We start from the raw sequence: 12,738 nt of genomic DNA on the forward strand, positions 1-12,738 counted from the left end.
CTGCTATTCTGAAGTATCCGGAGCGTCGCTGCGGTCGCGCCAGGCGCGGATGCGTTCGCGCAGGGCAAAACCCGACGCCGCCAGCCTGCCGCGCCAGGTGGCGTTCGCGGTCACCGTCCACATTTCGGTCGGGCGCGTGCCAAACTGCCTTTTGAACGGTTCATCGCCGATGGTGAAATCGTAGATTTTCCCGCCCCTTGCGATCCAGTCCTCGATCATCTGGTCATAGAGGATCAAACCAGGCGAATTCCGTCCCTGGCCGGCATAGTCGCAGCCGATGAGCAGGTAGTTGAAACGCCCCGCATGGGCGATGCCGAAGGCATAGCCGAAGCCGCCGTCGTCGGTCGCGATCTCATAGAGGCTGGCGTAGCGGTCGGCCAGCCCAGCGGCCGCGACCTCGGTGTAGAAGGCTTCGACTTCCGCCGTCTGGATCATGTCGCCGGCGAAGCGTCCGCTACGCAGGCGGGCAAGCTGGGTCATGGCGTTGCGGACGGCGTCCGGCTCGTCGAGGCGCCTCACCTTGGCGCCGGGCTGTTTCAGGAAGCGCCTCTTCTTGCGGTCGAGCATGCGGCGAAAGCTGTCGTCGAGCGCATTCTCCCGCCAGACGGTGAAACTCGGACCCAGTTCTGCGGCGTGCGCGGAAAAGCCGAGTGGCTGCGCCTGCCCGCCAAGCAGGGACGTCCATTGTCCGACATGTTCCTGGCGGATCGGACGTATCCGCATCAGGTCGAAGGCGGGAAGTGCGGCTGCGATCGCCGGCTTCAGCGAAACGTAGGCCATCAATGCAGACGTCGCCACCGGTGCAGCGTAGTCGCTGACGCCAAGGTCGCAGCTTTCGAGCAGGACGACGCCCGAGTGACGCCTGCGGATCAGAGGCAGGACAAGGAGCAGCGCACCGGTCGCAGCCGAGCGTGCCGTGACCACGATCTTCTCGGCGCCGCGATACGGACAAAGCCTGCCGTAGAAGGCGTCCAGCCAGGTCGGGTGCTGGAACGCCGTCGTGCCGGACGACGCAAACAGGTTTGCATATTCGGCCGCGCCGAAGTCGAAACTGGGCTCCTGGCCGACGACAATTTCGCGCAGCCTGTCCTTTATCGGCCCAACATTGTGGGCTTCAGCCACGTTCTGCAATTCACACCCCGCCCCCTTGTGCGCGTTTGTTAGCAAATGCACTACAAACGTGCAGTTAACGGCGCGGACACGTTTTTCAGGAAGTTGCGCGTCGGCAATTTATTCGAGGTCGCGCGGCCTTGTGGCAATGTCGCAAACAGGCTGCACTCGCCCTGATGCGCACTATAGTGTGCGCGCAATATCATCTCGGAGTCGTGGGAAATGGCAGAGTTTCCGAACAAGGCGAAGGTCGTCATCATCGGGCTTGGCGGTATCGTGGGCGCTTCCATCGCCCATCATCTGATCGAGCGTGGCTGGGACGACATCGTCGGCATCGACAAGTCGGGCGTGCCCACCGATATCGGCTCGACGGCGCATGCGTCGGACTTCTGCTACACGACCAGCCACGATTATCTCAGCGTCTGGACGACCCAGTATTCCATCGATTTCTACGAGAAGATGGGTCACTACGCCCGCATCGGCGGCCTCGAGGTCGCGCGCACCGGCGACGATACCTGGATGGAGGAGATCAAGCGCAAGCTTTCTTCCGCCAAGGCGTTCGGTACGCGTGCGCATTATGTCTCGCCCTCCGAGATCAAGGAAATGTTCCCGCTGATCGAGGAAGATCAGGTCATGGGCGGTATGTTCGATCCCGACGCCGGCCTCGTCATCCCGCGCTCGCAGACGGTTGCGGGCAAGCTTGTCGATGCCGCCGAAAAGTCCGGCAAGCTCAAGGTCTTCGGCAACACGCCGGCGACGTCGCTCATCGTCGAGAAGGGGCGCATCAAGGGCGTCGTCACCCATCGCGGCACCATCATGGCGGACCATGTCATCGTCTGCGCCGGCATCTGGGGCCGCCTGATCGCCGAAATGGTCGGCGAGGACCTGCCGGTCATGCCTGTCGACCATCCGCTCACCTTCTTCGGCCCGTACAACGAGTTCGAAGGCACCGGCAAGGAGATCGGCTTCCCGCTGCTGCGCGACCAGGGCAATTCCGCCTATATGCGCGACACCGGCGACCCCAAGACGACGGAGGGTGGCCAGATCGAGTGGGGCTACTACGAGACCACCAATCCGCGCCTCTGCCACCCGCGCGACATCCTCGAAAAGCACGAGGCGCGCCTGTCGCCGTCGCAACGCGACCTCGACATGGAACAGATCATGGAGCCGCTCGAGCGCGCCATGGAGCTGACGCCGATCCTCGGCGAGATCGGCTACAACGAAAGCCACTCCTTCAACGGCCTGCTTCAGGTTTCTGCCGCCGGCGGTCCCTCCTGCGGCGAGAGCCAGAAGGTGCGCGGTCTCTGGTACTGCGTCGCCATCTGGGTCAAGGACGGCCCCGGCTACGGCAAGCTGATCGCCGACTGGATGACCGACGGCCGCACCGAGATCGACCACAACTCGATCGACTATGCGCGCTTCTACCCACATCAGCTGGAAGAGAAGTTCATCGAAGGCCGCACCTTCGAGGCGGCCCAGAAGATCTACTTCCCGGCCGTGCACACTCGCGAACCCTATGCCACCGGCCGCAACGTCAAGCGTTCGCCGTTCCATGAGCGCGAAAAGGAACTTGGCGGCTATTTCATGGAGCTCGGCGGCTGGGAGCGTGCGCATGGCTACAAGGCCAATGAGCACCTGCTGGAAAAGTACGGCAACCGCGTGCCGGTTCGTGAAAACGAGTGGGACTCCAGGCATTTCTGGCGCGTTTCCAACGCCGAGCATCTGGCGATGAGCGAGGATTGCGGCATCGTCAATCTCAGCCATTTCCACATGGTCGACATCGAAGGCCCTGACCATGTCGAGCTCTTGGAATGGCTCTGCGCCGCCAAGATCGGCGGCGACGGCAATGTCGGCAAGGGCGTATACACCCACTTCCTCGATGACGAGGGCATGGTGCGCGCCGACTTCACCGTCTTCCGCATGGCCGATCGCTGTCGCCTGGTGAATGGTGCCGACGCCGGCCCGCGCGACTTCCACTACATGAAGCGCGTTGCCGAGGATCGTGGCCTTGACGTCACCATTACCGACACCTCGGAAAAGTTCATCACCATCGGCATCTGGGGCCCGAATGCCCGCGAGACGCTGAAGAAGGTGGTTGCCGATCCTGCCGGTCTCGACCAGGAAAACTTCGCCTTCGCCGCGATCAAGCAGATCGAGATCGCCGGCAAGCCGGTCACTGCCTTCCGCATCTCCTATGTCGGCGAGCAGGGCTGGGAACTTCACATGAAGTACGAGGACGGCCTGGCCGTCTGGGACGCATTGCGCTCGACTGGCGTCATGGCCTTCGGCGTCGAGACCTACGCCAATTCGCGGCGCATGGAAAAGAGCCTGCGTTTGCAGAACGCCGACCTTCTCACCCAGTACAACCTGATCGAAGCCGACCTTGCCCGTCCAAAGGTCAAGGACGCCGATTTCCGCGGCAAGGCCAAGCACCTGGAGTATAAGACCAGGCCCCACCAGCCCGCCATGCTGTGCACGCTGGTCATGACCGAAAACACCGACAAATCAGGCATCAAGCGCTATCCTGTCGGCACGTTGCCGGTCATGGACCCGGAGACGGGTGCCGTGCTCATCGACGAACTCGGCCGTCGCTCCTACACGACCTCGATCGCTTTCGGCCCGACCATCGGCAAGAACATCGCGCTGGCCTACCTGCCGCACGCCTACGCCCAGGAGGGCCGCAAGCTCAATGTCGAGTATTTCGGCGAGACCTATCCGGTCGAGGTCGCAGGCGTCGGCTACAAGCCGCTCTACGACCCGGAGAACCTCAAGCCGCGCAGCTAATGGCGTGGCCAAGTAGAACGATCGAACTTCGCAAAAATGTGAATGAAGAGCCCGGCTTTTTTGCCGGGCTTTTCTTTTGGCACGGGCGATTCTCGCTTACGCTCCGGTAATGTCTGCTGCGGCCAAAGCTCTTCTTGCAGGCGGCGCCACCTTGGCGCTGATGCTTGGGCTGGTGCCTCAATCCCGCGTGGCAGATCAGGCCCGCGCGGCAGACCAGGTCGATGTCGAGCTCGTGCTTGCCGTCGACGTTTCGCTTTCCATGTCGCCCGACGAACTCGAGATCCAGCGCCATGGCTATGCTGCCGCGCTGACGCACAAGCATGTGCTGGACGCCATTGCCGAGGGCGCCTACGGCAAGATTGCGGTGACCTATGTCGAATGGGCGGGCACCACCTCGCAGGTGGTTGTCGTGCCGTGGACGATCATCGCCAATCGCGCCGATGCCGAACGGGTGGTGCAGCAACTCACTGCGAACCCGCCGAACAGCGCCCGTCGCACGTCTATTTCGGCGGCGCTCGAATTCGGCGGCGACCTGTTTGCCGAGAGCGGCTATCGCGGCATGAAGCGGGTGATCGACATCTCCGGCGACGGCCCCAACAACCAGGGCGCACCCGTCGAGTTGATCCGCGACGGCCTGGTGGCGCAGGGCATCGTCATCAACGGGCTGCCGCTGATGACCAACAGCAGCTTCGGCAGCGCCTACGATGTTGCCGAACTCGACCGCTATTATGCCGACTGCGTCATCGGCGGGCCGGGTGCGTTCATGATCCCGGTCAACGACTGGTCGCAATTCCCGGAGGCGATCCGTCGCAAGCTGGTGATGGAGCTGGCCGGACCTGCGTCGTCGTTGAGAGCCGCGGAAGAGGCTGCCCATCCACCTGTCGTGCTTGCCCAGGCAAAGCCCAAATTCGACTGCCTGGTGGGCGAGAAGCTGTGGCGAGACCGCTCGTGGATGTGGCAGGATCGCTGATCGATCCTGCCACTGGTAACGTCACTCAGGCAGCGATCAGCTGCTTGCGGTCGACACGTTCCTGCTGCGGCGAGCGGGCATAAAGCTCGCGATAGCACTTGGAGAAGTGCGACGCCGAGACGAAACCGCAGGCGACTGCCACCTCGACCACCGGCATCGACGACTGGATCAGCAGGTGCCGGGCGCGGTCGAGCCTGATCTCGAGATAATAGCGGGCAGGGGAGCGGCCCATCTCGGTGCGGAACAGGCGCTCGATCTGGCGCCGGGACAGGCCGACATGGTCGGCGATCTCGATCAGCGACAGCGGCTCGGAAAGGTTGGCCTCCATCAATTCGATGATGGTCAAAACCTTGGAGTTCTGCACGCCGAGACGTGCCCTGAGCGGCAGGCGCTGGCGGTCGGTGGGACTGCGGACCCGGTCGGTCAGCACCTGCTCGCAGATGCGGTTGACGAGGTTGTCGTCGAAATCGTCGCCGATGAGCTTGAGCATCATGTCGAGGGCGGCGGTGCCGCCGGCGCAGGTGTAGACGTTCTGGTCGACCTCGAAGAGATCGGCATAGACATTGGCCTTGGGGAAGGCTTCCGAGAAGCCCGGCAGGTTTTCCCAATGGATGGCGCAACGCTTGTTGGAGAGCAGGCCGGCATTGGCCAGCACATAGGCGCCGGTGCAGAGGCCGCCGACGGCGACGCCGCGATTGTATTCCTCCCGCAGCCAGGCAAAGACCGACTTGTTGGAATAGGTTTCGACGTTGATGCCGGTGCAGACGATGACCATGGACGGGCGCTCAGGCCCTGCCATCTTCTTGCGCTCGTCCTCGAGCGAGGTGTTGACGGCGCATTCGACGCCGTTGGAAGCAGGCACGGCCTTGCCGTCGAGGCTGGCCAGCCGCCACTTGTAGGCCTCGTAGCCGAGCATGCGATTGGCGATGCGCAGCGGGTCTAGGGCTGTCGCAAAGGCGACCATGGTAAAATCGGGAACAAGGAAGAACACAAGCGATCTTTTGATCGGATGTCTGATGGCGTTCAAGGAACCCTCACGCTAGCCAGGAAGCTACACGACCATGTCGCGAATAGCATAGCGTCAACAGCAAATTCCCTTGCTGTCAATGGGGTTGAAGCTGTCGCTAAAATTTTGTCTGCGACATGGCTGCCGTCAGGGCAGTCGGTGGGCGTGTCGCCACGGTGCCCGAAGTTGCGAGGGCACTGCGGTCGCGCCTTCACGTAGCGGAAGGCGCGGCCACCTCAGATCATGTCCTGTGCGCGTCGCCGGACGGCTACGCCCAGCGCGAACCGGCTCAGCCGACGAGCATGCCAAGCCGGTTGGCGGCGATGGCTGCGGTCTGGCCAGGCATGGTCCTGGCGAGGCGCTGGCGCTCCATGGCGGTCGACAGCGAGGCGTCGCGGCGGATGCGGAACAGGCGGGCGAAAAGCTTCATGACACGTCTCCATGCACCAGGGTTACACGGGTGCCTTCGCGCGCTGGAGTGGGGCATCTCGGTTTGGTGAGGCGGATATAGTGATTGTATCGCGCGCGGTATGGCGGGAAAGCGAAGCGGTGCGCCGTAAATGCGACACCGCTTGCGACATCTTCAAGGAACCTGATCTTTCGTTGGCCGGCAGATCAGGCGTACCTTGTTCAGATGGCTTCGCCGGCGTGGCCAACGCGGTAGCCGGTCTTCGATTCATAGGTTTCCGGCCAGCCGATGTCCTTCTGGAGTTCGAAGGGCAAGGAGCGAATCTGGCGTTCGGTGTGGTAGCGGGTGCGGGCCGCATTGAACTCGGTGGCGATGCGGCCGATCGTCGAAAGAATAGACATTGCGGTTTCCTTTCCTGCCGAGCCGGTTCAAGGCCGGCCTGAGGTGCTCGCCCGGTGGGCACCGCGTGGTTTCTGCCGTTTGCGCGGATCGCGCATTCTTTGCCGGGCATTGTCGTTGCGGACCGTTGGGTGGGCCAATGGCCGTCGCTTCGATGGTGTTGACTATCGCTGACGGATCATGTTCAATCAAACGAAATGAAATGATGTCTTCGATCAGAAATATTGAAGGACCATCTAATGAACGCGCCACTCAACCATCCGCTGCCGCTGCTCGATCTCGACGTGCTGCGCACCTTCGTGGCGATTGCCGAAACTGGCAGCTTCACCACCGCCGCGAACGCGGTGTACCGGACCCCGTCGGCCGTCTCTATGCAGATCAAGAAGCTCGAGGACATTCTCGGCCGCTCGGTCTTCCTGCGCGACGCGCGCTCGGTGGCGCTGACCACTGACGGTGAGATGCTGCTCGGTTATGCCCGGCGCATGCTGGCCATCAATCGCGAGGCAGTGTCGAAATTCATCATTCCCGACATCGTCGGCGTCGTCCGCCTGGGCTCGCCTGACGATTTCGGCGAGCGCGTGCTGCCGCATGTGCTGAAGCGCTTTGCCGAGACCCACCCGTCGATCGCTGTCGACGTGATCATCGACCAGAGCGTCAACCTGCGCCGCCGCATGGACGACCGGGCGCTCGACATCACGCTTCTCACCAATTCCTGCAAGGCGGTTGCAGCAGGCGCGGAAGTGCTGCTGACCGAGCCGATCGTCTGGGCCGGCGCCAAGGGTGGTTGTGCCCATATGCGCGAGCCGCTGCCGGTGTCGATCTGGGAAGAGGGCTGCGCCTGGCGGGCAGGGGCGCTCGAGGCGCTGGGGCGTGAGGGCCGCAACTATCGCGTTGCCTATATGAGCGCGCATACGGCCGGCCAGCGCGCGGCCATCCTCGCCGACCTTGCGGTCGCACCGCTGCCAAAGTCGTTCCTCGGGCACGAGATGGTGGAACTCGGATCCAAGGACGGCATGCCGGAGATCGGCAACTACAGCCTGGCGATGATCGTGGCGCCGGAGGCGAGCGCACCGGTCAAGGCTGCAGCCGAGCATATCCGTGCTGCATTCGAGACGTTCAATCTCACCGGCAAATTCTGAGGCCGCAAGCTTCTCGGCTCGGCACCTTGCCGGGCAAGGTGCGATATTTTCGCGCCGTCCTTCGTACCGCTCGCCGCCGCCGCAAGGTGCCCTATACCTATAGTTGAGAGGGCAGCGATGGTCGGTGGCGAGATGATCAGGCATTGCGTGTTCGTCAAATTCCAGCCGGCGGTGCCGCAGGCCGAACGGGATTCGATCTATGCGGCGTTGCGCGGCCTGCAGGTGAAGATCGACGGTCTCGAGAGCGCTGCGTTTGGTGCCAACGTCAATGCCGAACGCCTGGCCTGGGGGTTCGACGAAGGCTTCATTCTCGATTTTCGCGATGCCAAGGCCCAGGACGCCTACACCAGGCACCCCGAGCATCCGCCGATCATCGAGCGGTTGCTGGCCGCTGTCGATGGCGGGCTCGATGGCGTGTTCTGCTTCGACATGAAGATCGAGTGAGGCAGTTCAGCGGCGCATGGCCCCCGTCATCCAGTGAAACACCTTGGCCATCACCGATGGCGGTGGGTTCCAATCGAGGTCGCGTTGGATTTCCGGTGGCAGCGCATTCATGATGCGCACCGTGCGGCGTGCGCTTCGCGCCCGCCTGTAGCGAGCGCCAAGGCGGTTGAAGTCGTCGAAAAGAGGCATCGTGCCTTCCAGTTTGATGGCGCCGACGCTTTAGCGGGGGGATCAGCGTGACTGAGGTGAAGTCTTGAGCAGGCTGAGCAGTCGCCGGTCGGCCAGGGCAGACCGGCCGGCGCTGCTTCGACGGAAGTCAAGCATGCGGACCTTTGCGGCGAAGGTCATGCGCAGCGCAGTTTCCGCCGGTCGAAGGAAATGACGTTGTTCATCGAGGCGAGCGGACCCACGGGCCAGCCCAGCTCGATCTGGATGTCGAGCGGCAGCTTGTTCATCAACAGCGCCACGCGCCCGTATTTGTGCAGCTGTCCGGCCGTGCCCGTTCCGTGTGGATTGGGACCGTCGATCCAGCCGAGTTCGACCTGCAACTCATGCGGCAGGCCGTCCATCATCCTTTCGACATGGCTGTCGCGGCCGACGTTGCGAAGCACGGCTCCGAACTGATGGAACTCACCGATGATCGACATGAACGCCTCCTGGGAATGATGGGCCGGCAACGCTACGCGAGACTGGATACGCTGCCGGCCGATGCAATCTTACATTCGGTTTTGTTTCAGTTTGATATCGTCAAGGCGCGTTTCTGTTTCAAAATGGGTGTTTCTCTGAAACACGCGCCCGTTGGCCAAGGCTCTGTCAGTGCCCTGGGAAGATGCTCGAACGGAGCTTTCTCGACCTGATATCCTGTTCGACAGGCCAGCCGATGTCCTTCTGAATCTCTGGCGGGAGGCTGTTGAGATCGCGGACCGACCTGGCATCGCGTCGCGCCTTCCGGATGACCGCACCATAGCGGCCGATCGAACTCATGATCGACATGGTGTCTTCCTTTCATCCTCATGCCGATGTGAAGACAGGCTCCGCATCAGGCGGTTCGACGCGTGGAAGCTATTTCGATCTTGTTTCGTATCGATTTCGTTCGGACGGCAACCGCAAGTCGAAAGGTTACCTTGCGGAAACACGCCCGAAACGCGTCATCCTAGCACAAAATGGCTGCCCAGGTGAGGCAGGGTGCCTCACCTGGCGATGCAAGGATGGGGTGGCATGTCAGTCTCGTGTGCGGCGGGCGGCGCGCTCCTCGCGCGAGCGGCGGCGCGGAGTGGCCGCGTCCGCATCGCCTTCGACGATCGCCTTGCGTGGCGGCAGCTTGACCTGCTCGGACAGCTTGGGGAACGGATCGACCTTGTTGGGCAGCGCCATGGCGTTGATGAAGAGCTGCTGAAAGTGCGGTTCCAGCGCGGTCTCGATCTTTTCGATGCGGCCGACTTCCTGCTCGATCTCGCGGCGATGGTTGCGGTTGAGCAGGGCCATCAGCGCGCCGGTGCCGGCGGCGTTGCCGACGGCCTTGACCTCCGACAGGTCGCAGTCGGGGATCAGGCCGAGCACCATGGCGTATTTCGGGTCGATGAAGGAGCCGAAGGCGCCGGCGAAGCGAATGGTGTCCACCGTCTCGACGCCCTGCTTCTCCATCAGGAGCTTCACGCCGGCATAAAGTGCTGCCTTGGCGAGCTGGATGGCGCGCACGTCGTTCTGGGTGACGGTGATGCGCGGCTCACCTTGGCGGCCTTCGCGCAGCAGGTAGGAGAAGGTGCGGCCGTTGGCGATGATGCGCGGGCTCTTGGCGGCGAGCGCGCCGTCGATGACGCCGTCTTCCGAAATGATCCCGGTGAGATACATTTCGGCCACGACCTCGATGATCGCCGAACCGCAGATACCTGTGACGCCGGTCTTCCAGGAGGCTTCGTCGAAACCTTCCTCGTCCGACCACTGCTCGGTGCCGATCACGTGGTAGCGCGGCTCCAGCGTTTCCGGGTCGATGCGGACGCGTTCGATGGCGCCGGGGGCAGCACGTTGGCCGGAGGAAATCTCCGCACCCTCGAAGGCAGGACCGGTCGGCGACGAGGCAGCAACGACGCGCTTGTTGTTGCCCAATACGATCTCGGCATTGGTGCCGACATCGACGAGCAGCATCATCTTGTCCTGGCGATACGGGCCTTCCGACAAGGTGGCGCCGGCGGCGTCGGCGCCGACATGGCCGGCGATGCAGGGCAGCGTGTAGAGGCGCGCGCCCTGAGATACCTCGATGCCGATCTCATGCGCCCAGAACTGCAGGGCACCCGACACGGCGAGTGCGAAGGGCGCCTGGCCGAGTTCCGTCGGGTCGATGCCGAGGAACAAATGATGCATGATCGGGTTGGCGACGAAGACGCAGTCGAAAATGTCGTGACGATCGACATTGCCTTCCTCGCAGACCTTGCCGATCAGCGAGTTGACCGCCTCGCGAACGGCCTTGGTCATGGCCTCGCGTCCGTCCGGGTTCATCATCACGTAGGAGACACGGCTCATCAGGTCTTCGCCGAAGCGGATCTGCGGGTTCGACGTGCCCGAGGACGCAGCGATGCGCCCAGACAGCAGCGACACCAGATGCATGGCGATGGTGGTCGAGCCGATGTCGCAGGCGATGCCGTAGGCCTCGTTCTTGAGGCCGGGGTAGAGGCCGATGATGAAGGGCCGCGACGAATCCATGTCGCGGTGGACGACGGCGGTGACGCCCCATTTGCCGGGGCTGACTTCCGGCTGATCGGGCAGCTTGGTGCGCAGGATCTTCTGGACCTGGGGGATGAGATGGGGGGCAACCAGCAGGTCTTTCCAGCCCCAGTCCTTTTCCAGCGCGACCTTCAGCCGGTCGAGATCGCCGAGCGGCTTGTGCATGTCCGGCTCTTCCAGCTCGACATAGCAGAGCTGGACAGCGGCGTTGCGCTCGATGACGCGGTCGGTGGCAGCTTTGCGCACCACCTGGGCATTGATGACGGTGTCCTGGGGCACGTCGATGACGAGGTCGCCCATGATCATGGCCGAGCATGACAGACGGCGTCCTTCGGGCAGGCCGCGGACGCGTTCGTAGCGCTCCTCCTTGGGACCCTTGGGCGAGATATGGTCGTTGGACGAGACGATCTTATGCTTGGCGAAATTGCCTTCCTGCACCTCGATCTGGCAGCGCCCGCAGGTCGCACGTCCGCCGCAGACGCTCTCGACATAGACGCCAAGCTGGCGCGCCGCGTCGAGAACCGGCGTTCCCACCGGGAACCGTCCGCGCTTGCCCGAGGGCATGAAGAGAACCAGCGGATCGGTGATGTTGGCGGGCGAATTCATGGCAATGCTCCAGTCTGCACCGGCCATGCGATCGGGCTGTCCACGATCCGCAATCCGGCACCTTCTCCCCGGAACCGGGGAGAAGGAAAATTCCGAGACGCCGCGTCCTGTGGCTCCCCTGCAGCGGGAGCGCGACCAGGATTATGCGCGGCGTTCCTGTTCACGATAGGCTGGTTATCCCCTTGCCATGCGAGCTTCGCGGCCACCGCGGCGGCGACCGCCGGCGGCAGCGCCGTCAGCCGGCGAGGTGACGGCAACGGGGGCCGGCGCTGTGTGTTCGCCCGGCTTGTAGTCCTTGTAGGTCTTGATCCAGTTGGTGCAGTGCTCGTCGGTGCCGTTGAGCACGTTGGCACCGCGCACCGCTTCCATTTCCTGGGGGCGAACCGGGTTCATGATCGCCGAGGTCATGCCAGCGCCGATGACCATCGGGATGAAGGCGGCGTTGATGCCGTGGCGGTGCGGCAGGCCGAAGGAGATGTTGGACAGGCCGCAGGTGGTATTGACCTTGAGCTCCTCACGCAGGCGGCGCAGCAGGGCAAAAACCTGGCGACCGGCGTCGCCAAGCGCGCCGATCGGCATGACCAGCGGGTCGACGACGACGTCATGGGCGGGAATGCCGAAATCGGCGCAACGCTCGACGATCTTCTTGGCGACGGCGAAACGGACGTCAGGGTCCATCGAAATGCCGGTCTCGTCGTTGGAGATGGCAACCACGGGCACGTTGTACTTCTTGACCAGCGGCAGGATGGCCTCGAGCTTTTCTTCCTCGCCGGTGACGGAGTTGACCAACGGACGGCCCTTGGCGACCTTGAGCGCGGCTTCGATGGCGGCAGACACCGAGCTGTCGATCGCCAGTGGCAGGTCGACGAGATTCTGGACGATCTCCAGCGTCTGCACCAGCAGCGCCGGTTCAGTGGCGTTCGGGTCGACCGCCGTCACGCCGGCATTGATGTCGAGCATCGTTGCGCCGCAGGCGGCCTGTTCGAGCGCGTCCTTGATGACCGTCTCGAAATTGCCGGCGACCATTTCCGCGGCCAGCTTCTTGCGGCCGGTCGGGTTGATGCGTTCGCCGATGACGCAGAAGGGCTGGTCGAAACCGATGACGATTTCGCGGGTCGCCGAAGCAACGATAGTGCGGGTCATAAATCCT

Annotated in this window: 12 protein-coding genes; 4 read left to right on the plus strand and 8 right to left on the minus strand. The window is 63.1% G+C overall.

Annotated features, from left to right (window positions below):
* Window positions 1-3: 3 nt before the first annotated feature.
* Window positions 4-1,122, minus strand: a complete 1,119-nt coding sequence (locus tag NDO48_RS09120; protein ID WP_157632741.1) for a GNAT family N-acetyltransferase — start codon at window positions 1,120-1,122, stop codon at window positions 4-6.
* A 210-nt stretch (window positions 1,123-1,332) separates the two neighbouring features.
* On the opposite strand from NDO48_RS09120, the gene NDO48_RS09125 reads away from it, so the two are divergent.
* Window positions 1,333-3,894 (plus strand): GcvT family protein, encoded by a 2,562-nt coding sequence (locus NDO48_RS09125; protein WP_018428397.1) that lies wholly within the window; start codon window positions 1,333-1,335, stop codon window positions 3,892-3,894.
* Window positions 3,895-4,003: 109 nt separating this feature from the next.
* Window positions 4,004-4,864, plus strand: a complete 861-nt coding sequence (locus tag NDO48_RS09130) for a DUF1194 domain-containing protein (RefSeq protein ID WP_018428396.1) — start codon at window positions 4,004-4,006, stop codon at window positions 4,862-4,864.
* A 25-nt stretch (window positions 4,865-4,889) separates the two neighbouring features.
* On the opposite strand, the gene NDO48_RS09135 is transcribed toward NDO48_RS09130, so the two are convergent.
* The 3 genes from NDO48_RS09135 to NDO48_RS09145 form a co-directional block, all read right to left on the minus strand.
* Window positions 4,890-5,828, minus strand: a complete 939-nt coding sequence (locus NDO48_RS09135; protein ID WP_416377193.1) for a GlxA family transcriptional regulator — start codon at window positions 5,826-5,828, stop codon at window positions 4,890-4,892.
* A 331-nt stretch (window positions 5,829-6,159) separates the two neighbouring features.
* Entirely contained in the window at window positions 6,160-6,300 is a 141-nt protein-coding gene (locus NDO48_RS09140; protein WP_018428394.1) for a hypothetical protein, read from the minus strand.
* A 200-nt stretch (window positions 6,301-6,500) separates the two neighbouring features.
* A complete protein-coding gene (locus NDO48_RS09145; protein WP_018428393.1) occupies window positions 6,501-6,680 on the minus strand; it encodes a hypothetical protein in 180 nt (59 codons plus the stop codon).
* A 237-nt stretch (window positions 6,681-6,917) separates the two neighbouring features.
* Between NDO48_RS09145 and NDO48_RS09150 the strand changes: the two genes are divergently transcribed.
* Complete coding sequence (locus tag NDO48_RS09150) at window positions 6,918-7,817, plus strand: LysR substrate-binding domain-containing protein (RefSeq protein ID WP_018428392.1); 900 nt, start codon at window positions 6,918-6,920, stop codon at window positions 7,815-7,817.
* Window positions 7,818-7,934: 117 nt separating this feature from the next.
* Window positions 7,935-8,261: a Dabb family protein gene (locus tag NDO48_RS09155; RefSeq protein WP_018428391.1), complete on the plus strand. Its 327-nt coding sequence runs from the start codon at window positions 7,935-7,937 to the stop codon at window positions 8,259-8,261.
* A gap of 6 nt (window positions 8,262-8,267) precedes the next feature.
* Here NDO48_RS09155 and NDO48_RS09160 read toward each other — a convergent pair whose 3' ends face one another.
* The 4 genes from NDO48_RS09160 to NDO48_RS09175 form a co-directional block, all read right to left on the minus strand.
* Window positions 8,268-8,450, minus strand: a complete 183-nt coding sequence (locus tag NDO48_RS09160) for a hypothetical protein (protein ID WP_018428390.1) — start codon at window positions 8,448-8,450, stop codon at window positions 8,268-8,270.
* 155 nt (window positions 8,451-8,605) lie between these two features.
* Entirely contained in the window at window positions 8,606-8,908 is a 303-nt protein-coding gene (locus tag NDO48_RS09165) for a hypothetical protein (RefSeq protein WP_157632740.1), read from the minus strand.
* Window positions 8,909-9,482: 574 nt separating this feature from the next.
* Entirely contained in the window at window positions 9,483-11,588 is a 2,106-nt protein-coding gene (locus tag NDO48_RS09170; protein WP_026227279.1) for an ASKHA domain-containing protein, read from the minus strand.
* A gap of 174 nt (window positions 11,589-11,762) precedes the next feature.
* On the minus strand, window positions 11,763-12,731 hold the full coding sequence (locus NDO48_RS09175; protein WP_018428386.1) for a methyltetrahydrofolate cobalamin methyltransferase: 969 nt from the start codon (window positions 12,729-12,731) through the stop codon (window positions 11,763-11,765).
* Between the last annotated feature and the right edge of the window lie 7 nt (window positions 12,732-12,738).

The sequence above is a fragment of the Aminobacter sp. MET-1 genome (assembly GCF_026521175.1).
In the GTDB taxonomy this organism is placed as follows: Bacteria; Pseudomonadota; Alphaproteobacteria; order Rhizobiales; family Rhizobiaceae; genus Aminobacter.